Raw genomic sequence first — 22,254 nt, forward strand, 5'->3', positions numbered from 1 at the left:
GTCGTAGGTGACGTCGACGCCGTCGGTCACCGGCACGGACTGGCAGCCGAGCACCCAGCCCTCCGCCAAGTCCTCCTCTTCGAGGACGTCGTTGCGCAGCATCTTCACCTCGCCATCGCGGTTGGCGTAGCAGAGCACCGGCCCGGCGCGGGGGGCGGCCGCCGGGCCCCGCGCTCCCCTCCGGCCGCGCCAGCACCGCCTTGATGATCGACATGACCGGAGTGATGCCGCTGTCGCCGGCGAAGAGGAGGAGGCGGCCGTCCAGGCGTTCCGGCGTGAACAGGCCGGCGGGCGGAAGAACCTCGAGCGTGTCACCCGGCCGGACGTTGTCGCAGATCCAGTTCGACCCGAACCCGCCGGCCACCCGCTTCACCGTGACCTTCAGGTGCTCGTCGACGCCCGGTGCGCTCGACAGCGAGTAGCAGCGGGCCGTCCCGGAGCCGCCGTCGCCCGGGTTCCGCAGCGTGAGGAACTGGCCCGGCCGGTAGCCGAACCGGTCGCGCGCCTCGTCCGGCGCGGCGAGCAGCAGCGACCGTGCGTCCGCGGTCTCCTCGACGACGTCGACGACCGTCACCGCGCATGCCCCGGTTCCGGTCACGGCCCGCCGTCCTCGAGGTCCGGGACGGGCACCCGAACCGCCCCGGAGCGCACGGCCGCCTCGATGCTGTCGCGCATCTGCAGGCAGGTGGGCACGGTGCCGCGGAGCACGCCGCGCTCGGCCCGCTCGTTCAGTTCGAGGCACCGGTTCGTGTCGGTCGTCCACTGGACCTCGGTGTGCGCGAGGCTGTTCTTCTTGACCAGTACGCACGAACCGCACAGATGGCAGGACACGGGCTGCACGTATCGACTCCTGACGTCCGTTCTCGGCAAGGGACCCGCGGGGTGCGCACCGCACCCCGCGCGGTCGTGGTGGCGCCCGGTCAGCTCTCGGCCTTCGCGGGCTCCGGCTCGACCTTGACAAGGCGGCCCGCGGCGATGTTCTCCTCGACCTGCTTCTCCCAGAACTCGTTGGCGCGCTGCGTGTCGATCTCGTACTCGAAACGCTGGGTCATCTCCGGGGTGACGTCCTCGACGTCGACGTAGAACTGCTCGTACCAGCGTCGGAGCTGGTAGACCGGGCCGTCCTCGTCGCACAGCAGCGGGTTGTCGATCTTGGCCTTGTTCTGCCAGATCTCGACGTCCTGCATGAAACCCTTCTCCACGCCGAGGGCGAACGCCTCCGCCATCTGCTCCGCCTCTTCCATGGAGACGCCCTCCTGCCGCTTGACCATCACTCCCCACTGGAGCACGAAGCTGGTCGGCGACACGGGGTAGTGGCAGTTGATCAGGATGGACTCGGTGGTCACCCCGCCGCCCGTGCCCTTCATCGGGTTGATCATGTAGGACGGCCCGTAGTAGGACGCCTCGGAGACGTTGGTCCGCTCGTCGCCCGAGTAGTGCGTTCCGAGGTCCACGTCGGGACGGGACTTGCCGTTCATGTACTGGCTGGCGATGTGCCCCTCGAAGACGTTCTTGAAGTACGTCGGGAACGAGTAGTGGACGTAGAAGAAGTGCGCCATGTCCACGACGTTGTCGACGATCTCCCGGCAGTGGGAGCCCTCGATCAGGACGCTGTTCCAGGTCCACGACGTCCACTCGTCCGAGCCGAACTCGGCGATCTCCGGGATGGTCACCTCGGGCGGCGGCGTGTTGCCCTGCGGGTCGTGCCACACGAAGAGCTGCCCGTTGCGCTCGAGCGTGAGCCACGACTTCGTCCGGGCCCGGGGCGGCACCCGCTTCGAGTACGGGATGCCGGCGCACCGCCCGTTGCCGGCCCAGCGCCAGTCGTGGAACGGGCAGGCGATCGCGTCGCCCTTGACCTCGCCCTTGGTGAGGTCCCCGCCCATGTGGGGGCAGTAGGCGTTCAGCACGTTGAGCTTGCCCGTGCTGTCGGCGAACACCACCAGTTTGGTCCCGAATGCCTCGACCGCGTGCGGCTCGCCGTCGGTGAACTGCTCTCGCAGGCCCAGGCAGTGCCATCCGCGCGCGTACCGGGTGGGCGGCGCGACCGCCTCGATCACGCGGACCTCGTCGTCCAAGGGGTTCTGGGTCGTGGTCACGAAGACCTCCAGGGAGTCGGGGCCCGGCGGGGCCGGGGCCGGGCAGGGTGGGTGCGCCGGGCGGTCACCGCCGGTGACCTGCAACGCCTGCCTCCCGACGCTAAGCACCCCCGAAGACGTCGGCCACGAACCCTCCCAATGGGCGGGAGAACCGGCCGGCCGAAGAGCCCGTCAGGCGAGCCGCCGTTGGCTCAGCCGGTGGCGCCCGGCCCGATCGATCCGGCCTTCGCAAGCGCGCCGTCGCGCACGTGGCGACAAAAACAAACAAACGTTCGTCTGCTCTTTACAGCCGTGTGAACTCTGCATAGCATCGCACCATCGTGGCAGATCCTGCCACACGCGCAGGATCTGCCATCAAGTGATCGCGGCGCTGGAGGAGGGGCCATGACCTCATCGCAAGCGGAGCAGGCGCCGGCGGCGATGATCGACCGTGTCTCGTCGCTGCTCGGGGTGTTCGACGGTTCGCGGCGGCTCACGCTCGCCCAGATCTCCCGGCGGTCGAGCCTGCCCAGGTCCTCGGCGCACCGGATCCTGCAGCGGCTCGTCGAGCTGGGCTGGGTGGAGCGGCACGGGTTCGAGTACGGGCTCGGGCTGCGCATCTTCGAGCTCGGCTCGCTGGTCGTGCGGGGCGACGGGATCCGCCGCGTCGCGGGCCCCTTCATGCAGGACCTGCACATGCGGACGGGCCTGACGGTCCATCTCAGCGTCCTGCTCGACGCGGACATCCTGCACGTCGAACGGGCGGGCGGGCGGCCGGACGACGGGGACTGCTGGCAGGTCGGGGCGCGCCAGCCCGCGCCGCACACGGCCGCGGGCCGCGTCCTGCTCGCCGGGCTGGACCCCGCGGAGCGTCCGCGGGGCGAACTGCCGCCCCCGTCCACCGCCTACGGCCTGCGGTCCCGCGAACAGCTCGAGCGGGAGCTCGACAAGATCCGCGAATTCGGCGTCGCCTTCGACGCGCACGGCGCGGCGGTCGGGCTCGCCTCGCTCGCGACCGCGGTAGGCCCCACCGAACGAGCCTCGGCGGCGCTGTCGATCACCGGTCCGGCGGGCGTCCTCAAGCAGGAGCGGCTGGGCGGCGACCTGCAGGGCACCGCCGCGAGGATCTGGGCCGCCGCGAAGGCCGCGCGGAGCGGGACGCGGCCGTCCCGTCCCGCCGTGCGCGGGCGGGCCGAGGCGCCTCAGCGCGCCTGATCGTCCTGGCTCCAGGACGACACGACGATCGTGAGGGACCGCTCGAGCAGCTTGTCCAGGTCGCTGGAGCCGTCGGTGCGGATCCAGTGCTGGTAGGCCAGCCGGGTGGCCTGCAGGACGAGGCCCGCCTGCAGGGTGCTCTCGAACGGTCCCCCGTCCAGGAGCCCGCGGCGCCGCAGGAAGTCGGCGACCGGGCCGGTCAGCGGCTCGTCGATCGCGTGCCAGCGCAGCCGGTACTCCGACGACTCCGTGATCACGGTGAGGAACCGCCGCCACGGCTCGCCCGGCCTGGCGTCCTCGAACACGTCCCAGGAGAAGACCCGGGCGAGGACGGTGACGACGTCGCCGTCCTCGGGAGCGTTCTCCAGCGCCTCGGTGATCAGCTCGGCCGCCCGCTCGAACAGCGGGACGACGACGTCCTCCTTGACGGCGAAGTGCCGGTAGAACGTGCGCTGGGAGATCCCGGCGCGCGCGCAGATGCTGTCGACCGTGGGGGCGGTACCGCCGTCGAGGACGAACAGGTCGCGGGCGGCCATCGCCACCGACAGCCGCAACTCCTCGAATCGGCGTTCGGTCAACGTCCGTCGCGCCGGGGTCTTCACGCCGAGCCCCCTTTCCGGTGCTGGACTTCGTGTCGCCGATCCGAGCCTAGAGAACAAGCGTAATCGCCCGACCGGGGGCGTCCACCGACCGGAACACCGAACGGACCGTCCGCCCAGTGGGAGACGCGCTCCCCACCGCGCGGGCGGATCGGCCACCGTGGGCCGACGCGCGGCCCGCCGGTCCGGGGCGCCGCGACACCGCAGAGCCCGCAGGAGGACGTGTGGCGAGTGCAGCCGAACGGTTCGGGAACGGAACGGCGCTGGTGACCGGCGGCGGTGCGGGGATCGGGGAGGGGTTCGTCCGCCACCTGGCATCGCTCGGAACGCGGGTCGTCGTGGCCGACGTGGACCGCGGCCGGGCCGAGGCCGTCGCGGACGACGTCCGCGCGGGCGGCGGCCGGGCCGTCCCGTACGAGGTGGACGTCACCGACGACGCGGCCGTCGACCGCATGGCCGAGCACGTCTTCGCGGACTTCGGCGCCCTGGACCTGCTGATCAACAACGCGGGCATCGAGACCGCCGGACGGCTGTGGGACGTGCCGCCCGCCCGGTGGCGGCAGGTGATGTCGGTCAACGTCGACGGGGTGTACCACTGCGTGCGCTCGTTCGTCCCCCGGATGATCTCCGCCGGGCGTCCGGCCGTCGTGGCGAACCTGTCGTCGGTCGGCGGGGTGCGGACCGTGCCCTTCCAGACCCCCTACATCGTCAGCAAGCACGCGGTGCTGGCCATGACCGAGTGCCTGCACCAGGAGCTGCGGCTGGTCGGCGCGCCCGTCGAGGTCTGCGCGGTGCTGCCGCACTCGGTGCGCAGCCGGATCTTCCTCGACGCGCAGGAGGCCGCGCCCGCCGGTGACCCCGACTCCGACCGCCTCTTCGACTGGATGCGGCGCGCCAACGTCGCGAGCGGGCTCGACCCGGTGGAGGCGGCCCGGCACATGACCGACCAGATCGCGGCGGGCCGCTTCTGGGTCTTCTCCGACGACGAGCGGGGCGCCGACGCGCTGCGGGCCCGCGCCGACCACCTCGGCCGGCAGACCGAGCCGCCGGACCCCCGCGGCATGTTCGAGGTCCTGGCGGCCGACCGCTCCGCCTGACCGGGCGGGCGCGCCCCCGCGCGTCCGCCGCCGTACCCGTGCAGAAAGGGGCACAGATGGGTGCCGCACCCGAGCAGGATCCGAGGATCGCCAAGGCGCTCGACCGGGCCCGCGAGCTCGGCGAGGAGGGCCTCCAGGTCGCCGCCTACCTGGACGGCGAGCTCATCGTCGACGCGTGGGCCGGAGCCGCCGACCCGCGGACCGGGCGGGAGGTGGACGGGACGACCCTGTTCAACGTCTTCTCGGTCACCAAGGCGATCACCGCCACGGCGCTGCACATCCTGGCGGCGCGCGGGCTCGTCGACTACCGCGAGCCCGTCGGGACGTACTGGCCCGAGTTCGCCCGCAACGGCAAGGAGGCCGTCACCGTCCGGGACGTGCTGAGCCACCGCGCGGGCATCCCGTGGATGCCGGCGGACGTCACGCCCGAGCGGCAGGCCGACTGGGACTGGATGGCCGGCGCCATCGCCGAGATGGAACCCGCGTTCGAGCCCGGCCGCACCAACGCCTACCACGCGCTGATCTGGGGCTGGATCGTCGGGGAGATCGCCCGGCGCGCCGATCCCGCGCACCGGACGGTCGACGCGCTCATCCGCGAGGAGATCGTGGAGCCGCTCGGCATCACCGACCTCTTCCTGCCGCTGCCGGAGTCCGAGGACGCGCGGGTCGCCCGGCTGCTCGGCGGCGACCCGGCGCCCGACGCGCCCGCCGACTACCTGCGCGGCATGCCGCGCCAGGTGTTCCCCGGCTCCACCGTCTACAACACCGGGCTGGCGCGGCGGACGGTCAACCCGGGGGCGGGCGCGATCGGCAACGCGCGCTCGTTCGCCCGGTTCTTCGCCATGCTCGCGGGCCACGGCGAGCTGGACGGCGTCCGGCTGCTGCCCGCCGACCGCGTGGACGGCTTCGCCGAGCCCCGCGACGAGGCCGGCGTCCCCGACCGCTACCTCGGGGGCGTCGCGGCGGTCAGCGCGTTCGGCTACTGGCTGGGCGGGTCCAGCCCGACGGCGAACCCGGCGGTCGGCGCCGATCCCCGGATCCTGCACCACCCCGGCGCGGGCGGGTCGATCTCCTGGGCGGAGCTCGACACCGGCCTCGCCGTGTCGATCTGCCACAACCGGATGCACGAGGGCCCGATGGAGGCGTCCGCGCACCCGTTCGTCCCGATCGCGGAGGCGGTCCGCGCCGTCGCCGCCGACCGCGGGGAAGGGAGCTGAGCGGGATGCCGAACGGAACCGGCCGCGGCGACGACCGCGCGGAGATCTGCGACCTGCTGTCGCGCTTCGCCTTCCTCGCCGACGAGGGCGACCCCGCCGACGCGGGCGCGCTGTTCACCCCGGATGGCGTGTGGGAGACCCGCGACGGCGCCTTCCGGGGGCCCGGCGAGATCGCCCGCGTGCTGACGGGCTACCGGGAGAAGGGCGTCGCGGGCCCCGGGTCGGGGACCCGGCACGTCGTCACGAACGTCGAGGTCGACTTCGACGGCGCCGACTCCGCGCGGTCCCGCTGCTACTGGACGCTCGTCGGCCGCGGCGACGACGGCGCCGGCCGGATCCTCGCCTTCGGCCAGTACCAGGACGTCCTGCGGCGCCTCGAGCACGGCTGGCGCCTGGCGTGCCGCCGCGTGGTCGTCTGACCCTTCGGGACGGCGCCGACGCCGACCCGATTCCGCCGCCTTCAGCCCCCGGACCGAATTCCGGGGGCCGGAGGCGTTTCTGCGTTATTTCCTTCCTTCTCGCAATTTCCGATGAACGGCCGAGTGAAGTGTTCCACTCACTGGGCGGCCGTGCGGCACGGGCCGTCGGCGGGCGATTTCCTGATGGGCAGCGCCCGCACCGCACCGGCGACGCCGGTGCCCGCGCGCGGCTCGTCGAAAGTGAGCGAAGGATTCCGGTGCCCATGACCGTCATATCGCCGACCGAACCCACCTATGTCGTGCGGCCGGTGCCCGACGTGGACCGTGCGCGGCTGCGGGCCGCGGTGGACGCCGCGGAGCCCGGCCCGCTGCTCATGGCGATGGTCCACATGACCGGCGACGCCTCGCTGCTGAGCGAGTTCCGCGCGAGGCTCGACGCCGAGCGGGGCGGCGGGCCCGGCGTTCCCGGCCGGTACCCGGACACGGTCGCGGCGGACGTCCGCGCGCGGGCGTTCGCGCTGTTCGAAGGCGGGATGACCCCGCGGCTGACCGTTCCGGACGACGACCTGTTCCTGCGCATGGCCGAGGTGTGCGTGGACGACTCCGTCGGTGAGGAGTTCGCGGCGCACCTGCGGGAGATGTGCGGATTCGAGCCGGACCGGCGGCAGGTGCCCGTCACCAAGGCGCCGCCGGACGGTTTCCGCGTCATCGTCATCGGCGCGGGAATGGTCGGGCTGAACGCGGGCGTCAAACTGGCCGAGGCGGGTTTCGAATATCTGATCTTCGAGGAGCGCGACGACATCGGCGGAACCTGGTCGCGCAACGTGTATCCGGGTGCGGCCGTCGACACGCCCAGCCATTTCTACTCGTACTCCTTCGAACTCAACCCGGACTGGTCGATGTACTACCCGACCGGCCCCGAGTACCTGGAGTACATGCGGCACGTGGTCGACAAGTACGGCCTCCGCCCCAACATCGCCTTCGGGACGAAAGTGCTGCGGTGCGAGTGGATCGAGACGTCGTGCCGGTGGAGGGTGACGGTCCGTTCCGCCGACGGGGCCGTCCGGGTGCACGAGGCGAACGCCGTGGTGACCGCCACGGGCATGCTCAACGCGCCCTCGACGCCCGACATCGAGGGCATCGGCTCCTTCGCCGGCACCGTCATGCACACGGCCGAGTGGGACCCGGCGGTGGACCTGACCGGCAAGCGCGTCGTCATGCTGGGCACCGGCTGCACGGCCGTCCAGGTCGCGGCGAGCCTGGCCGGCCGCGTCGCGGAGCTGCACGTCGTGTGCCGGCAGCCCCACTGGATGGTGCCCGAGCCGATGGTCGACAAGGCCGTCCCCGAGGGCGCCCGGTGGGCGATGTCCCACATCCCGTACTACCAGCAGTGGTTCCGTGTGAAGACGTACTGGTACGCGGGCGACAAAGGATGGGACAAACCGCGCATCGACCCCGGGTGGGACGCCGACCGTCCGTCCGTGTCGGCCGCCAACGACGTCGTCCTGCGCGCGTGCCTCGACTACCTCGAGCGCACGTTCCCCGACCGCCCCGACATCCGCGCGGCGCTGACCCCCGACTTCCCCCCGTACGCGAAGCGCATCGTCAAGGACCCGGGGTTCCTCGCGGCGCTCGCCCGCGACGACGTCTCGCTGCACCGGGCGTCGTTCCGGCGCATCGAGCCGAACGGCGTCGTGACGACCGAGGGCGAGTTCATCGAGGCCGACGCCATCGTCTTCGCGACCGGCTTCAAGCTGGAGTTCCTCTCGTTCATGGACGTCATCGGGCGGGACGGCCGCAAGCTCGCCGACGAGTGGTCCGGCCAGGACCCGCGCGCCCACCTCGGGATCACGGTCCCCGGGTTCCCGAACCTCTTCGTCACGGCGGGCCCGAACTCCGCCCCGAACCACGGCGGCGGCCACAACTCGGTCAGCGAGGGACACGTCCACTACCTGATCGAGTGCCTCCGGTACCTGGTCGAGAACTCCCGCTCCGCCATGGAGCCCCGCCGCGACGTGACCGACGAGTACAACCGGCGCGTCGACGCGTCCCTCGACAGGACGGTCTGGCGGCACGGCGGCACGGCGAACGGCTACTACCGCAACGAGGCCGGCCGCGCCTGGATCAGCTGCCCGTGGCGGCTCGTGGACTACTGGGCGATGCTCCGCGCCCCCGATCCCGCGGACCACCTCTTCTTCGACGCCACCGCAACCACCACCCCGAAATGAGGCACGCCATGTTCGAGGCGACCGCCGACCGCATCGCCGAGGGCTTCAGCTGGACCGAGTGCCCGCGCTGGCACGAGGGCCGCTTCGTCTTCAGCGACATGTACAACGCGCGCGTCCTGGCCCTGCCCCCGGAGGGGGGAACCCCCGAGACCCTGGTCGACCTGTCCGGCCGGGAGGGCCGCGACGGCGAGCCGGTGATCCTGGTCGGCACCGGTTTCCTGCCCGACGGCCGGATGCTGGTGAACTCGATGTTCGAGAAGCTCGTCCTGGCCGTGGACGGCGGCGGCGCCGTCACCGTCCACGCCGACCTGCGCGACCTCGCCGCCGGGCCGATCAACGACATGGTGGTGGACGCCGCCGGGCGCGCGTACGTCACCCAGCTCGGCTTCAACCTGTGGGCGCAGGAGGCCCCGGCCCCCTCCCCCATCCTGATCGTGGAGCCGGACGGCACGGCGCGCGTGGCCACCGAGGCCGGCGAGCTGATGGGCGCGAACGGCATCGCGATCGGCGCGGACGGGTCCACGGTCGTCACCGCCGAGGCGTTCGCCAACAGGCTCACCGCGTTCGACGTCCGGCCGGACGGGGCGCTGACCGGACGCCGCGTGTTCGCCGAGCTCGACGAGCTGCCCGACGGGATGTGCATGGACGCCGACGGCGCCGTCTGGGTCGCCCAGCCGCCCGCGTTCCGCGCGCTGCGGATCGTCGAGGGCGGCGAGGTGACCGGCCGCGTCACCGTCCCCCCGGAAGAGGCGGGGTCCAGCACTGCCTGCGGGCTGGGCGGCCCGGATCGCACCACCCTCTACCTGTGCTGCGGCTTCGAGGTCTTCGACTGGGAGGCGTCCCGCAAGGGCGCCCAGGGGTCGATCTGGGCGGCGCGGGTGGACGTCTCCGGCGGAACCACCCGTCCCTGACACGCGCACCGAGAGGAACCACCATGCTCGACTTCACCGGCAAGACGGTGATCGTGACCGGCGCGGGCCGCGGCATCGGCCGGGCCCACGCCCTGCTCCTGGGAAGTCGCGGCGCGAACGTCGTCGTCAACGACCTCGGCGGCGACACCGACGGCGGCGCGCCGTCGCCCGGACCCGCGGCGCACGTCGTCGAGGAGATCACCGCCGCGGGCGGCTCCGCCGTGGCGAACTCCCGGTCGGTCGCCACGGCCGAGGGCGCCCGGTCGATCGTCGACGGCGCTCTGGAGGCGTTCGGACGGATCGACGCGCTGATCAACAACGCGGGCAACTACCGGCTCTCGACGTTCGAGGACCTCACCCCGGACACCGTGCAGGCGTTCCTCGACGTCCACTTCAAGGGCGCCCTGCTCATGGCCAAGGCCGCGTGGCCGCACCTCGTCGACGCCGGAGAGGGACGCATCGTCAACACGGTCTCCGCCGCGATGATGGGCGTTCCGGACATGGTGCACTACGGGTCGTCCAAGGGCGCCGTCTACGGCCTCACCCGCAACCTCGCCGTCGCCGGGGCCGCCCACGGCATCAAGGTGAACGCGGTGGCGCCCGGCGCCGGCACCCGCATGATGGACGTGGCCGCCGACGCGCTGCCGCCCGGCACCGCCGAGTACATGAAGGCGCACATGCCGCCGGAGATGGTGGCCCCCGTCGCCGCCTACCTCGCCCACCCGGCCTGCACCCTCACCGGCGAGGTGCTGAACGCCGCCGGCGGCACGGTCTCCCGGCAGGTCATGATGACCACCCCCGGCGTCCACGACCCCGCGCTCACCCCCGAGACGGTCGCCGACCGGATCAAGGAGATCTGCGACCCCTCCGAGGCGCGCATCACGGAGCTGATGGGCATCGACGAGCCCGGAGACCGGTCGTGAGCGGGGGCCGGTGGACGGTCGAGGTCGACCGGCGCCGCTGCATCGGCAACCAGATGTGCGTGACCGCCGCCGGCGGCCACTTCGTTCTCGAGGACGGCAGGTCCCGGCCGGTCGCCGCCTCGGTCGCCCCCTCCGACGACGTCCTCGAAGCCCTCGAACTGTGCCCGACCTCGGCCATCACCGTCCACGACGAGGCCGGCGCCCCCGTCGAGCCCAGCTGACCCGCGCACCCGACCCAGGAGACACACGACCATGACCGTCGCCAAAGCCGAGTTCCCGTTCGGCCCGGTCCCCCCGGCCGAGGCCCTGCAGATCATGCGGGCGATCCGCGACGACCGTCCGATGACGAAGGTGGCGTTCCCCGTCGGCGGCGAGTGCTGGATGCTCCACCGGCACGAGACCTGCCGCGCCGTGCTGGAGGACCGCCGCTTCGTGCGCAAGCCCTTCACAGACGGACGCCCGGTCCCCTACGCCTTCGAGTTCCCGGCGTTCCTGACCCAGACCCTGCAGTTCATGGACCCGCCGGACCACACGCGGTTCCGCCGGCTGGTGTCCAAGGCGTTCACGCTGCGTCGCGTCGAGCGGCTGCGCGGCAAGGTCCAGGACATCGCCGACGAACTCGTCGACGCGATGGTCGCGGCGGGGCCGCCCGCGAACCTCGTCGAGTCCTTCGCGCTCCGGCTGCCCATCCGGGTCATCGGCGACATGCTCGGCGTTCCGCAGGACGGCCGGGGCGACTTCGTCCGGTGGAGCCACGCGATGCTCGCCACCTCCGGCATGACCGAGGACGAGGTCACCGAGGCGATGACCTCGCTGTACCTCTACCTGCAGGAGCTCATGACGCGGAAGCGGGACGACCCGCGCGACGACCTGCTCAGCGCCCTCGTCGCCGCCCGCGACGCCGACGACCGGCTCACCGACGACGAGATCATCCAGATCGCGATGCTGCTGGTCGCGGGCGGCTTCGACAACACGGCGAACTTCATCGAGCTGGGCGTCCAGGCGCTGCTGGCCGACCCCGGGCAGCACGCCGCGCTGCTGGCCGACATCGACGGCGTCATCGCGACCGCCGTCGAGGAGATCCTCCGGCACGGCGGCTTCGTCCTCGGCCAGGAAATGGGCGGCTTCGCCGGGCTCGTCCCCTTCGTCGCGTCCGAGGACGTCGAACTCGACGGCGTCCTCATCAAGGCCGGGGACGCGGTCGCCGTCGACCTGGGCACCGCCAACCACGACGACGGCGTCTTCGCCGACTCCGACCGGTTCGACGTCACCCGGGAGCGCAACCCGCATCTCACCCTCAGCCACGGGCTCCACCACTGCCTCGGCGCCCCGCTGGCCCGCATGGAACTCCAGGTCGGCATCGCCACCCTGTTCCGCCGCCTGCCCGAACTGAAGCTCGCCGGTGAACCGGTCTACCTGGAGGGCGTCCTCACCGGCGGCATGACCGACCTCCCCGTCACCTGGTGACCCCCGGGCCCGCCGGCGCCTTCCGGGAGAAGCGGACTCCCCGGTCCGGCGGCCGTTGAGATCCGCAAAGGAGCCGAACACATGTCACCCACCGCCGATGCCGCGACGATCCCCGCGACCGTGCCCTTCGTCAAGATCGTCACCGACGACCCCGAAGCGCTGCTCGACTTCTACGGCCGGGCCTTCGACTTCAAGGTCATCCAGCGGGTGAAGTCCAGCGCGGGCACCGAGTGGGAGCTCGAAGAGATCATCACGCACGCCGCGAACGACGAGGGCTGCACGCTCGTCCTGCTGAAGTTCCTGGCCCGGCCCGCCCCGGAGCCCGGCGGGATCGTGCTGGGCATGCGGGTCGGCGACATCGACGCCGCCCTGGAGCGCGCCGTGGACGCCGGGGCGGCGGTCGTGCGACCGCTCAAGACCGAGGCGGAGCACGGAGTGAAGGTCGTGTTCGTGCAGGACCCGGGCGGCAATCTGATCGAGATCATCGAGCCGCTGGCCTGAGCCGTCCGAGCCCTCCAGCCGAGAAAGGAAGCGTCGTGACCACGGAGCGCCACCCCATCACGCCGGTCATGCACCCCACGCTCATCCACGACTTCTACGAGCCGGACGAGGTCGAGGCCCTGTTCGGCGTCGTCCGCCGGCACGCTCCGTGGAAGCTCGTGCTCGCCCACCACTTCTCGTCCACGGAGGAGTACCTCGCCGTCTCCGGCGGCGCCGACGTGGACCCGGCCGAGGTGAGCCTCTCGGACTTCATCGCACCGGTCTTCCGCGACTACCTCGCCGAAGAAGGGGTCGTCTTCTACCCCGAGCTCCACGACCTCTACTTCAGCAAGAAGCTGCTGGACCCGGTCAGGGAGATGCACGGCGCGAAGTACGGCCTGGCCCTCCACATGCTCTTCAACACCGGAGTCCCCTCGCACAGCTTCGACGCCGGCCATTTCGACAGCGCCAACTGGCGCGGCTGCTCGATCGTGAACACGCCGATCTGGCTGCTCAGCGTCATGGCGAAGTCCGGGCTGTTCGACCACTGGGCCGTCAAGACCGGGCAGATGATTACGTACTTCTACAACTCCGACATCGACGGGGGCTTCACCTACTGGCCCGACGGCCCCGACCTGCCTCCGCAGCGGTTCAGGGCCCCGTTCGACAACACGTGCATCCTGTCGGACAACTCGAAGATGTACCACCGCAGGGAGAGCAACGGCCCCGCCCACCAACGCGACCACCCCGACATCCGCCTGGAGTCGCTGCTGCACTCCGAGGACCCCGACCACTGGGTGATCCGCAACGGCGACGAGGAGATCGCGCGCTACCGCGACCGCGACATGCGGACGCTCTTCCACTACACCGCCCTGGTCTTCGACGAACTGTCGGACGTCCGCACCTACCTTGACCACACCGACGACCTGACCCACGAGAAGGTCTTCGAGGTGCTGGTCCACGACCTGAGGCGCAGGGGCGTGAGGTTCAACGAGCCCACCGACCCGATGACCGATCCGGAGTTCATCGCGCTGCTGAACAAGACCTACGAGATGGCTCCCCGCGAGTACCCGGCGGAGGCGCCGCTGGCCGTCCGCGGCGCCGTCTGAACCGGACGTCCCGCCACGCCACCGCCGCCGTGACACCCTCAGGAGCACGAATGGACCCCAGGCTCGACCCGGACGTGCGGGCGCTGCAGGAAGCCAGGGCCGAGACGAAACCCGTCCGGATGGCGGACGCCGGTTTCCGGAGCGTCCGCGAATGGCTGGAGGGGCTGCCGCATCCCGAGGGGCTGCCGGACATGGCCGCCATCGACACCGTCTGGATCCCCGGCCCCGGCGGAAGGCTCCGCCTCGACGTCTACACGCCCGGGAGCCGGACCCCGTCTCCCGCCGTGGTCTATTTCCACGGTGGCGGCATGGTGATGGGCTCGAACCATTCGTTCCGCCCGACGGCGATCAACCTCGCGCACTACTCGGGCGCCAAGGTGTTCGCCGTCGACTACCGGCTCGCCCCGGAACACCCGGTGCCCGCCCAGCTGGAGGACTGCTGCGCGGCCACCGCGTGGGTCGCCGAGAACGCCGCCCGGCTCGGAGTCGATCCCGATCGCATCGGCGTCGTCGGCGACAGCGCGGGCGGCACGCTGGCCGCCGGCGTCGCGCTCAAGGCACGCGACGACGGCGGCCCCGCGCTCGGCTGCCAGGTGCTGATCTATCCCGGCGTGGACGCCGACATGGCCGCGGAGTCGATCGCGGAGTTCGCCCACGGCCCCGGCCTGACGCTCGACGACATCCGCTACCTCCGCGAACTGTCCGGCGAGGGATTCGGATCCACCTCGCCGTACGTCCTCCCCATCCTGGCCGAGGACCTGTCCGGCCTTCCCCAGACGATCGTGGCGGTGGCCGAATGCGACCCGGTTCGCGACTGGGGCGAGCGGTACGCGGCCCGCCTCGTCAAGGCCAGGGTCCAGACCACCGTGACCCGCTACCCGGGCCTGACGCACGGGTTCGCCATGCAGGTCGACCACCTCGCTCGCGCCCGCCTGGCGATGGCGGAGATCGGCGCCCTCCTGAACGCCAAGTTCCGCCATCCGCTGCCCTGGTGAACGGCGCTCGGCGGCTCAGGGGGCGGCGGCGCGGACGTCCACCTCCAGGGACAGCAGGTGGGAGCTGAGGCTCTTGCCGTGGGTGTCGAGCGCGAGGGACGTCGTGACGCCGCCGTCGAGGGACTGGCGGCACACGAAGTGCAGGGCGCACAGGTTCGGCAGCTCGTAGCGGACCACGTCGCCCCGGACGCCGAGATGGCGGCGGACCGCCTCGGGCGTCAGTTCCCTGACCAGGTCGGCGTAGTGCTCGTCGCGGTAGGGGAAGACCGAGATCGTCGAAGTATCGCCTTTGTCGCCCGCGCGGGCGTGCGCGATGTCATGCAGTCTCGTGCGCACCGGAGACCTCCAGGACGTGCGTGGCGGGAGTGACGGCTTCGCGGGGCAGCAGGGTCGACACGATGCCGATGACCTCGTCCGTCCGGGTGCGGACGCCTCCTCCCCCGGCGGGGCCGTTGGTGTAGAGGGCTTCGACCTCGTGGCAGACGTCGTCGGCGCGCCCGGGCGTCGGCGTGATCGCCGCGACGCGCAGGCGGCACTCCCCGTCGGGCGTGCCGATGACGCCGGTGCGCGGGCGCACCCCGGCCCGTCCGAGCCGCTCCGCGACGATCTCGCCGGCGAGTTCGGCGCGGCGCCGGGCGTTCGGGCCCGCGTAGGAGATCTCCGCTTCGGCGCGGTGCCCGGCGTGGTAGCCGACGCTGACCTTGAGCGTGTCCGGGCGGGGGCGGCCCGCGGCCCCGCGCACCCGCACGACGTCCGGGCGGACGTCCTCGACGGTGACGCCCCGCAGGTCGAGGACGACGTCGGGGGTCAGGTAGGCGGCGGGGTCGGTGATCTCGTACAGCAGCTGCTCGCGGACGGTGGCGCGGGAGACCAGCCCGCCGGTGCCGGGGAGCTTCCCGATCTCGGCCGTCCCGGCGGCGTCGACGTCGGCGAAGGGGAAGCCGAGGTCGGCGAGGCCCGGGACGTCCTTGCGGCCGGGGTCGGCGAAGTAGCCGCCGGTGAGGTGCCCCGCGCATTCCAGCAGGTGACCGGTCATGGTCCCGGCGGCGACGCGCGGCAGGTCGTCCGGGTCCCAGCCGAGGCCGTGGGCGAGGGGCGCGAGGAACAGCGACGGGTCGGCGACCCGGCCGGTGAGGACGACGCCGGCGCCCGCCGCCAGGGCGGGCATGAGCGCGTCGGCGCCGAGGTAGGCGTTGGCGGAGATGACGGGGCCGTGCTCCGCCAGCGGCCTGCCGTCCTCCAGGGCGGGGGCGCCGAGGTCGATGCGGTCGAGCACGTCGTCGCCGGTGACCACGGCGATCCGCAGGCCGTCCAGTCCGAGTTCGCGGGCCAGGTCTCGCGCGGCCTCGCCGGCGGCGCGCGGGTTGGCCGCGCCCATGTTGCTGACGATCGGCACGCGCCGCCGGGCCGCCCGGGGCAGCAGCGCCGCCAGCCGGGCGCGCAGCCGCGGCTCGTAGCCGTGGGCGGGATCCCTCAGCCGGCGGCGGTGGCCGAGCGCGATGGTCCGCTCGGCCAGGCATTCCAGGACGAGGACGTCGAGGTCGCCGCGGTCGAGCAGGTCGGCGGCGGGCTCGACGCGGTCGCCGGCGAACCCGGCGCCGCACCCGATCCGCATGGACGTGGTGTTCGTGGGCGTGCTGTCGGTCATGGGGGCCCCGATGGTCGGTGGTCAGATGGCGCCGGTGAGCAGCGCGACCGCGGTCATGACGAGCGTGGTGCCGAAGGCCCAGCCGAAGATGAACCGCTGGTGCGCGCCGAACTCGACCTTGGCCATCCCGAGGAGGATGAACGTGGACGCGGTCAGCGGGCTCAGGGGGAAGCCGGTGGTCATCTGCCCCAGGATCGCCGCCCGGCCGATCTCGGCGGGATCGCCGCCCAGCCCCGCGCTCGTCTCGGCGACGACGGGCATGACGCCGTAGTAGTAGGCGTCCGGGGTGAACACCAGGCTGAGCGGCATGCCCGTGACGGCGGTCGCGGTCGGCAGGAGGCCCCCGGCGGCGTCCGGGACGACCGACACGATGGCGCGGGACATCTCGTTGATCATTCCGGTGCCGCCCAGGATGCCGGTGAAGACGCCCGCCGCGAAGATCATCGCGGTGACGAGGATGACGTTGGCGCCGTGCTTCTCCAGCAGTTCCTGCTGCCGCGGCCACGTCGGCCGGTTGACGGCGAGCGCGACGACGAACGCCACGGCGAACAGCACCTCGAGCGGCATCAGCTGCGCGACCAGCGCCGCGATCAGCGCGACGGTCAGCAGCAGGTTGAACCAGAAGAGCGCCCGTGCCGTCCGCGGGGCCGCGTCCGCGGCGGCGGGGGCCGCGTCCGGCTCCGGGTCGGGCAGCGCCTCGCCCCGCTCGGCCAGCCGGGCGCGTTCCCGGCGTCCGATGAGGTAGGCCGCGAGCAGCACCCACGCGATCCCGGCGACCATGGCGGGCAGGACGGGCAGGAAGATGTCGGAGCTGTCCAGCTTGAGCGCCGCCATCGCGCGCGCGGTCGGGCCGCCCCAGGGAACCAGGTTCATCACCCCGGCGCCGAGGCAGACCACGCCGGTCAGGACCACCGGCCGCATGCCGAGCCGCTTGTAGATGGGCAGCAGTGCGGAGACGGTGATGAGGAACGTGGACGCCCCGTCCCCGTCGAGGGCCACCAGCAGCGTCAGCACCGCCGTGCCCACGGTGATCTTCATCGGGTCGCCCGCGGCCCAGCGCAGCACCCGGCGGATCGCCGGGTCGAACAGCCCGCTGTCGATCATCAGGCTGAAGTACAGCACCGCGAAGGTGATCATGATGGCCACCGGGGCGACCTTGACCATCCCGTCGGCGATCATGCCGCCGAGCTCGCCGCCGAACCCGCCGGCGAGCGCGGTCGCGATCGGCACCAGCACGAGCGCGAGCAGCACCGACACCTTCCTGGTGAGGGTCAGGGCGAGGAACAGCCCGATGGTGACGAAGCCGAGCGCGGCCACCATGTGCCCACCTCCTTTCCGGGGTTGCCGACGAGTGTGAGGTCCGACACTCTTGTTCGTCCAACATCGATCGCGCATACATTGATGCGGAGAGCGCATGGACCTGACCATCCAGCAGCTGCGCATCGTCCTGGCCGTCGCCCGGGAGGGCAGTTTCACGGCCGCGGGCGAGCGTATGCGGCTCGCCCAGTCGTCGCTGAGCCGGACGGTCGCCGAGGTGGAGCGCCGCGTCGGCGTCGTGCTGTTCGAGCGCACGACGCGGCGGGTGCTGCTGACCCCCGCGGGCCAGGAGTTCGCCCAGGTCGCCGAACGGGTGGTGGCGGAGTTCGACCGCGGGATCGGCCACTTCACCGGCTTCCTGGCCGGCACCCGGGGCCTGGTCAGGATCGCGGCGCTGCCCTCGCTGGCCGCCACGCTGCTGCCCGCGATCGTGTCCCGGTTCCGCCGCGACCACCCCGACGTCCGCGTCCAAATTGAGGACGGACTACTGGGCCAGGTCCTCGACCGGGTCCGGGGCGGCCACGTCGATCTGGCGGTCACCGTCCCGACCGGCCCGCAGGACGGCCTGGGCTTCCGCCAGATCGCCGTCGACCACTTCTACTGCGTCTTCCCACGCGACCACCGCTTCGCGGCGGAACCGGATCCGCTCCCCTGGACGGAGCTGGGCGGCGAGCCGTTCATCGCCTTCGACCCGGCCAGCAGCGTCCGCGCCTTCACCGACCGGGCGCTGCGCGAGGCCGAGGTGCGGCTCGGCCCGGTGACCGAGGCCCGCAACATCGCCGCCGTCGCCGGGCTCGCCGCCGCCGGGCTCGGGGTGTCGGCCGTCCCCGGGCTCGTCCTGCCGCTCATCGAGTTCGCGCGTCTCGAACGGCGGCGGCTCGTCCTGCCCGAACTCACCCGCCCGATCGGCATCCTGTTCGACCCGCGACGTCCCCAGGCACCGGTCGTCAAGCACTTCCTGAAGCTGCTCGAAGAAGGCCCGGCGGAAGAGTCACCGCATTTCGTCGGCGCGGAATGGACGAACGACCGGCAGCACCCAGCGGATCAGCGGATATAGCCGGACCGCATCAATACGTGCGGACTCGATGTTCGCTCCTCCCCGGTCGGTCGACTTCGGATCGGCCAGATGAGCAACAGCTACGGCGCCCGCCGCCTCGCCCGGCCCTCGCCCGTTCAGCCCCCGGGCTTTCGCCCGGGGGCTGAACATGCTTTTCAGATGCGGTCGTCAGTTCTGGATCGGCACTTGGCGGTGAGGGACGAGCCGGACCGGCCCGATGAGGCCGTAGTCTTGGCGGGCCTGCTGCGCCTGGCCGGGGAATCCGGGGGTGACGCGGAGGCGGTTGCGGAGCGGCGTCGCCACCCGGACCGTGATCGTGTTCTCACCGGGGCGCAGGTGGCCGGAGAGGTCGACCCGTCCGCTGACCTGGTCGGACGGCGGGATCGCGCGCCCGTTCACGGTCACCGTGAAGGTGTCGGTGACCTCGCCGAGGTCGAGGCGGGCGCCGTCGGCTCCGTCGAGCCGCACCGTCGTCGTGTACGTCCCCACGCCGGAGACGTCCTGGAGTTCGGGGATGCGCGACCAGGGCCGCAGCGCGTCGAGTCGCATCTCGTGCCGGGTGATCTCCCGGGAGCCGTCGGCGCCCCGATGCCAGTCGTCGACCGTCAACGTCCAGTCGTCCAGCCGCACGGGCCGATCGACCTTCGGCACGTTCACGCGGATCCGCTTGCCGTTGTCGAAGGTCACCGTGTGGGCGCCGGGTTCCGTCGCACGCAGGTGCGGACGGCCGTTCTGCATGACCACGTCGCCGGCGGACGTCGCGGTGACGTGCCTGCCGGGGCGACCGGCCAGCGCGAGCACGGTGGAACCGCCCGGCGCAAGATCGGCCCGCACGGTCGTCCTTCCTTCGGAGGCCCGGTATCGGCCGATCGGGGTGATCTCACCGGTCCACGCGTCGAGTTCATACGGACGGCCGTTCCCCTCCAGCGCCACCGAAGCCGTGATCGCCTTCGAGGTGGGGTTGTGGAGGTAGTACAGACGCCCGCGGTTCAGGTCGCGCCGGACGGTGAGCAGCCCGGACGCCGTGCCGGTCTCCGCCGACGGGCGCACGCCGAGGCCGCGCAGCGTCCCGGGCAGCGCCGCGCGGTCGGGGACGCGGCGGACCGAGGGCTGGGCGAGGAGCCGCTGGACGATCCGTGCCAGCTCGGCGTCCTGCCGGGCCGCGTCGCGGGCGCCGGGCGTCCGGGACGGCGGGTCGCCGACGATCACGATCGGCAGGCCGCGTTCCGCGTGCCGCAGCAGCAGCCGCGCGGTCTCCACCGGGAGCGTGGCCTGCCGTTCGAGGATCAGCGCGCGGTAGGCGGGCCCGTCCGGGGCGAGCCGGCGGTTCCGCACCCGTGTCCCGTCCAGCTGGTCGGGGCCGACGTAGTCGTGCGTGAACCCCGCCGTGTTCGGCACCTGCACTTCGGCGCCGTACTCGTGCCGGTAGACGGCGAGGTCGACCGAGGGGCGGCCCTGGCGCAGCACGTACTGCATGCGCGCCGTCCAGTCGGTGATCTCGCCGGTGTCGTCCCAGGTGGGCTGCCGCGGACCCCAGGCCTCGGAGAAGCCGTTGCCGCCGGCCTGCATGGTGAACGGGGAGAAGCCCGGCCACTGCGAGCCGAGTGCGCGTTCGTTGGCGAACCCGTGGAAGACGACCTGGTTGACGCCGTGCGCGAAGGCCGTGTTGAAGTGCCCCAGCATCTGCGGCCAGGTCTGCGCGTAGGCATGGTTGTAAGCGGCGCAGCACTCCAGCGAGTACACCTTCTTGCCGCCGAGGTGGACGGCGCCGTCGGCGATCCAGCGGGACGGCTCGTCGGTGTAACCCCCGCTGCCTACGAGCGACTCCGTCTCCGGAACGTCGACGGCCGCGTCGATCGTCGGTGTGTCGACCGTCGTGCCGTAGGGCTGGGCACGGTAGCGCAGCCCCCGCGAGTGCGCCCACTTCTGCAGGGGACGGACGTGCGCGTCGATGTAGAGGTCGGTCAGCGTGCGGTAGTAGTCGTCGCGGACGCGCTCGCCGCTGCCGTCGCCGAACGTGAAGTCGGGCTCGTCCGCAGGGGTGGCGGACGTGTACTGGCGGTGGATGTTCTCGATGAACAACACCGGCAGGTTGTCGCGCAGGGAGTAGCCGCGCAGTGTGCGGAAACGGGTCGTCAGGTCCCAGGTCCAGTGCTGCGCCGAGTCGAGTTCCAGGGAGTCCTCGAAGAGGTCGCCGCCGTTGCGCTTCAGCAGGCGCCGCAGTTCCGGCGTCAGGACGTTCGCGTCGAGGAAGCCCGTCGCCGCCTCGGCCCCGGCCGCGCTGAAGTGGTCGACGACGTGGGCGGCCTGCTCCGACACCGACTGGCCGGAGACGGGCGCCTGACCGGTGCCGCGCTGCCAGTAGCCGAACAGCAGCCACTCCCCGCCGTCCGGCGCCGTCCAGGTGATCCGGCCGTCGCGGACCGACCCGGTCAGGTCGACCAGGGAGTTCTTCTCCAGCTCGACGGGCTTGGTCCCGGTGCACTCCTGCGCGCAGCGGACCGCCTGCGCCGCCACCAGCGTCTGCTTGGTGACGCCCGCCTTCGGCTCCGGCGCGGCCGGCACGGGGCCGTCGTAGGCCGCGCCGCCCTTCACGGTCGCGCGCCCGTAGGCGAGTTCCTGCGCGGCCCGCGGATCGTCCGGGGTCAGGCCGGGAACGACCAGCGGCCAGGACGGCCCGACGGTGAGGTCGACGCGGACGCCGTGCCGCCGTCCGGCCTCGACGGCCCGCCGGAGCCGGTCGGTGAGGACCGGGCCGCCCCAGCCGTACTCGCCGGGGTCCGTGCTGAACATGCAGGCGATCTCGACCGCGGTGAACCCGCGGTCGGCGACCGCCTCGATCTCGGCCTCGATCTCCTCCGGCGCGATCTGCCCGCACGCCCACCAGTAGCGGATCTTCGGCCGCGCGTCGGCGGGCGGGTCGGCGAACTGGCGGGCGAAGGCGGCGCCGAAGGGGGACGGCGGGGCGGCCGCGGCGGCGGGGGCGTCCGCGTGGACGCCGCGCTCGGCCAGCAGCTCTTCGAGCGGCCGGGGGAACGGGCGGCGGGGCACCTCGACGGGCACTCCGCGGACGGCGTCGGTGTAGCAGGACCACAGCGTCGCGAGCAGCGCGAGGGAGTGGTCGGCGTCGGCGATGGCGTGGTGGGTCAGCAGGCACACGCTCGCGTCGTCGCCGTCGCGGACGACGTTGAGGGCGCTCAGCGCGCGGGTCTGGTCCGGTTCGGCGCCCGCCAGCGGGCGGTCGAGGTCCCCGTCGTGGACCCGGATCTCCGGCGGGGCGTCGGACGCGGCGAAGACGGGACCGGCGCCGCCGGCCTCCAGCCGGGCCGCGAGCTGCGGATGGGCGCGGCGCACCGCCGCGTACGCCGTCCCCAGGGCGTCCGGATCCAGACGGCCGGTGACGCGCACCGCGTACCCGATGTACGCCTCTCTCCCGGCATGGGGTTTCTCGGTGGGTGCCAGCGCACGCCATATTCCAGCTCGTGTCACGAATT

Annotated in this window: 20 protein-coding genes and 1 pseudogene; 13 read left to right on the forward strand and 8 right to left on the reverse strand. The window is 72.3% G+C overall.

The genetic code is table 11. From position 1 onward, the window contains the following. Nucleotides 1-289 precede the first annotated feature (289 nt). The 3 genes and pseudogenes from DMH08_RS41350 to DMH08_RS01160 all read right to left on the reverse strand — a co-directional run. Nucleotides 290-598, reverse strand: a pseudogene (locus tag DMH08_RS41350) (FAD-binding oxidoreductase); the annotation flags it as partial. Beyond that, nucleotides 595-840, reverse strand: coding sequence for a hypothetical protein (locus tag DMH08_RS01155; RefSeq protein ID WP_125611009.1), 246 nt, complete (start codon nt 838-840; stop codon nt 595-597). The pseudogene DMH08_RS41350 and the gene DMH08_RS01155, both read right to left, overlap by 4 nt. Before the next feature lie 80 nt (nt 841-920). Further along, nucleotides 921-2,099 carry a Rieske 2Fe-2S domain-containing protein gene (locus DMH08_RS01160; protein WP_233617330.1) on the reverse strand — a complete coding sequence of 393 codons (1,179 nt, stop codon included), beginning with the start codon at nt 2,097-2,099 and terminating at the stop codon, nt 921-923. 384 nt (nt 2,100-2,483) lie between these two features. Here DMH08_RS01160 and DMH08_RS01165 point away from each other — a divergent pair, with 384 nt between their 5' ends. Then, nucleotides 2,484-3,293, forward strand: coding sequence for an IclR family transcriptional regulator (locus DMH08_RS01165; protein ID WP_125611011.1), 810 nt, complete (start codon nt 2,484-2,486; stop codon nt 3,291-3,293). On the opposite strand, the gene DMH08_RS39915 is transcribed toward DMH08_RS01165, so the two are convergent. After that, a complete protein-coding gene (locus DMH08_RS39915) occupies nt 3,281-3,871 on the reverse strand; it encodes a TetR/AcrR family transcriptional regulator (RefSeq protein WP_158642230.1) in 591 nt (196 codons plus the stop codon). The two genes, DMH08_RS01165 and DMH08_RS39915, sit on opposite strands and share 13 nt — an antisense overlap. 245 nt (nt 3,872-4,116) lie before the next feature. Here DMH08_RS39915 and DMH08_RS01175 point away from each other — a divergent pair, with 245 nt between their 5' ends. The 11 genes from DMH08_RS01175 (at nt 4,117) to DMH08_RS01225 (ending at nt 14,738) form a co-directional block, all read left to right on the forward strand. Then, entirely contained in the window at nt 4,117-4,989 is an 873-nt protein-coding gene (locus DMH08_RS01175; RefSeq protein WP_125611015.1) for an SDR family NAD(P)-dependent oxidoreductase, read from the forward strand. A 56-nt stretch (nt 4,990-5,045) separates the two neighbouring features. Beyond that, nucleotides 5,046-6,206 carry a serine hydrolase domain-containing protein gene (locus tag DMH08_RS01180; RefSeq protein WP_125611017.1) on the forward strand — a complete coding sequence of 387 codons (1,161 nt, stop codon included), beginning with the start codon at nt 5,046-5,048 and terminating at the stop codon, nt 6,204-6,206. 5 nt (nt 6,207-6,211) lie between these two features. After that, on the forward strand, nt 6,212-6,625 hold the full coding sequence (locus DMH08_RS01185; RefSeq protein WP_125611019.1) for a nuclear transport factor 2 family protein: 414 nt from the start codon (nt 6,212-6,214) through the stop codon (nt 6,623-6,625). A gap of 263 nt (nt 6,626-6,888) precedes the next feature. After that, nucleotides 6,889-8,853: a flavin-containing monooxygenase gene (locus tag DMH08_RS01190; RefSeq protein ID WP_125611021.1), complete on the forward strand. Its 1,965-nt coding sequence runs from the start codon at nt 6,889-6,891 to the stop codon at nt 8,851-8,853. Nucleotides 8,854-8,861: 8 nt separating this feature from the next. After that, complete coding sequence (locus tag DMH08_RS01195; RefSeq protein WP_199747549.1) at nt 8,862-9,764, forward strand: SMP-30/gluconolactonase/LRE family protein; 903 nt, start codon at nt 8,862-8,864, stop codon at nt 9,762-9,764. 23 nt (nt 9,765-9,787) lie between these two features. Continuing rightward, nucleotides 9,788-10,687 (forward strand): SDR family NAD(P)-dependent oxidoreductase, encoded by a 900-nt coding sequence (locus tag DMH08_RS01200; RefSeq protein WP_125611025.1) that lies wholly within the window; start codon nt 9,788-9,790, stop codon nt 10,685-10,687. After that, nucleotides 10,684-10,908, forward strand: a complete 225-nt coding sequence (locus DMH08_RS01205; protein WP_199747550.1) for a ferredoxin — start codon at nt 10,684-10,686, stop codon at nt 10,906-10,908. Before DMH08_RS01200 ends, DMH08_RS01205 begins: the two co-directional genes overlap by 4 nt. A 31-nt stretch (nt 10,909-10,939) precedes the next feature. Beyond that, entirely contained in the window at nt 10,940-12,154 is a 1,215-nt protein-coding gene (locus DMH08_RS01210; RefSeq protein ID WP_125611027.1) for a cytochrome P450, read from the forward strand. Nucleotides 12,155-12,235: 81 nt separating this feature from the next. Next, nucleotides 12,236-12,655: a VOC family protein gene (locus tag DMH08_RS01215; RefSeq protein ID WP_125611029.1), complete on the forward strand. Its 420-nt coding sequence runs from the start codon at nt 12,236-12,238 to the stop codon at nt 12,653-12,655. A 35-nt stretch (nt 12,656-12,690) separates the two neighbouring features. Further along, entirely contained in the window at nt 12,691-13,743 is a 1,053-nt protein-coding gene (locus DMH08_RS01220; protein ID WP_199747551.1) for a hypothetical protein, read from the forward strand. Nucleotides 13,744-13,793: 50 nt separating this feature from the next. Beyond that, the gene (locus DMH08_RS01225) at nt 13,794-14,738 is read left to right on the forward strand and encodes an alpha/beta hydrolase (protein ID WP_125611031.1); all 945 of its coding nucleotides are present in this window, start codon (nt 13,794-13,796) and stop codon (nt 14,736-14,738) included. 15 nt (nt 14,739-14,753) lie between these two features. Here the strand turns inward: DMH08_RS01225 and DMH08_RS01230 are convergent, their stop codons facing one another. Genes DMH08_RS01230 through DMH08_RS01240 form a run of 3 tightly spaced genes read right to left on the reverse strand, consistent with a single transcriptional unit; the run spans nt 14,754 to nt 17,706 of the window. After that, nucleotides 14,754-15,074: an AtuA-related protein gene (locus DMH08_RS01230; RefSeq protein ID WP_026403365.1), complete on the reverse strand. Its 321-nt coding sequence runs from the start codon at nt 15,072-15,074 to the stop codon at nt 14,754-14,756. After that, nucleotides 15,055-16,386 carry an acyclic terpene utilization AtuA family protein gene (locus tag DMH08_RS01235; protein WP_233617331.1) on the reverse strand — a complete coding sequence of 444 codons (1,332 nt, stop codon included), beginning with the start codon at nt 16,384-16,386 and terminating at the stop codon, nt 15,055-15,057. The genes DMH08_RS01230 and DMH08_RS01235 overlap by 20 nt, the downstream gene beginning before the upstream one ends. A gap of 21 nt (nt 16,387-16,407) precedes the next feature. Next, complete coding sequence (locus DMH08_RS01240) at nt 16,408-17,706, reverse strand: CitMHS family transporter (protein WP_125611033.1); 1,299 nt, start codon at nt 17,704-17,706, stop codon at nt 16,408-16,410. 94 nt (nt 17,707-17,800) lie between these two features. Between DMH08_RS01240 and DMH08_RS01245 the strand changes: the two genes are divergently transcribed. Beyond that, entirely contained in the window at nt 17,801-18,760 is a 960-nt protein-coding gene (locus DMH08_RS01245; protein WP_125611035.1) for a LysR family transcriptional regulator, read from the forward strand. 168 nt (nt 18,761-18,928) lie between these two features. Here DMH08_RS01245 and DMH08_RS01250 read toward each other — a convergent pair whose 3' ends face one another. Then, nucleotides 18,929-22,249, reverse strand: a complete 3,321-nt coding sequence (locus tag DMH08_RS01250; RefSeq protein WP_199747552.1) for a glycosyl hydrolase — start codon at nt 22,247-22,249, stop codon at nt 18,929-18,931. Nucleotides 22,250-22,254: the final 5 nt, after the last annotated feature.

Source organism: Actinomadura sp. WAC 06369 (assembly GCF_003947565.1).
In the GTDB taxonomy this organism is placed as follows: Bacteria; Actinomycetota; Actinomycetes; order Streptosporangiales; family Streptosporangiaceae; genus Spirillospora; species Spirillospora rifamycini.

Coding starts and splice junctions, on each gene's coding strand:
- DMH08_RS01200 (WP_125611025.1), top strand. CDS start 9,788: ATGCTCGACTTCACCGGCAAGACGGTGATCGTGACCGGCGCGGGCCGC.
- DMH08_RS01195 (WP_199747549.1), top strand. CDS start 8,862: ATGTTCGAGGCGACCGCCGACCGCATCGCCGAGGGCTTCAGCTGGACC.
- DMH08_RS01225 (WP_125611031.1), top strand. CDS start 13,794: ATGGACCCCAGGCTCGACCCGGACGTGCGGGCGCTGCAGGAAGCCAGG.
- DMH08_RS01215 (WP_125611029.1), top strand. CDS start 12,236: ATGTCACCCACCGCCGATGCCGCGACGATCCCCGCGACCGTGCCCTTC.
- DMH08_RS01210 (WP_125611027.1), top strand. CDS start 10,940: ATGACCGTCGCCAAAGCCGAGTTCCCGTTCGGCCCGGTCCCCCCGGCC.
- DMH08_RS01190 (WP_125611021.1), top strand. CDS start 6,889: ATGACCGTCATATCGCCGACCGAACCCACCTATGTCGTGCGGCCGGTG.
- DMH08_RS01240 (WP_125611033.1), bottom strand. CDS start 17,706: ATGGTGGCCGCGCTCGGCTTCGTCACCATCGGGCTGTTCCTCGCCCTG.
- DMH08_RS01185 (WP_125611019.1), top strand. CDS start 6,212: ATGCCGAACGGAACCGGCCGCGGCGACGACCGCGCGGAGATCTGCGAC.
- DMH08_RS01165 (WP_125611011.1), top strand. CDS start 2,484: ATGACCTCATCGCAAGCGGAGCAGGCGCCGGCGGCGATGATCGACCGT.
- DMH08_RS01245 (WP_125611035.1), top strand. CDS start 17,801: ATGGACCTGACCATCCAGCAGCTGCGCATCGTCCTGGCCGTCGCCCGG.
- DMH08_RS01235 (WP_233617331.1), bottom strand. CDS start 16,386: ATGACCGACAGCACGCCCACGAACACCACGTCCATGCGGATCGGGTGC.
- DMH08_RS01180 (WP_125611017.1), top strand. CDS start 5,046: ATGGGTGCCGCACCCGAGCAGGATCCGAGGATCGCCAAGGCGCTCGAC.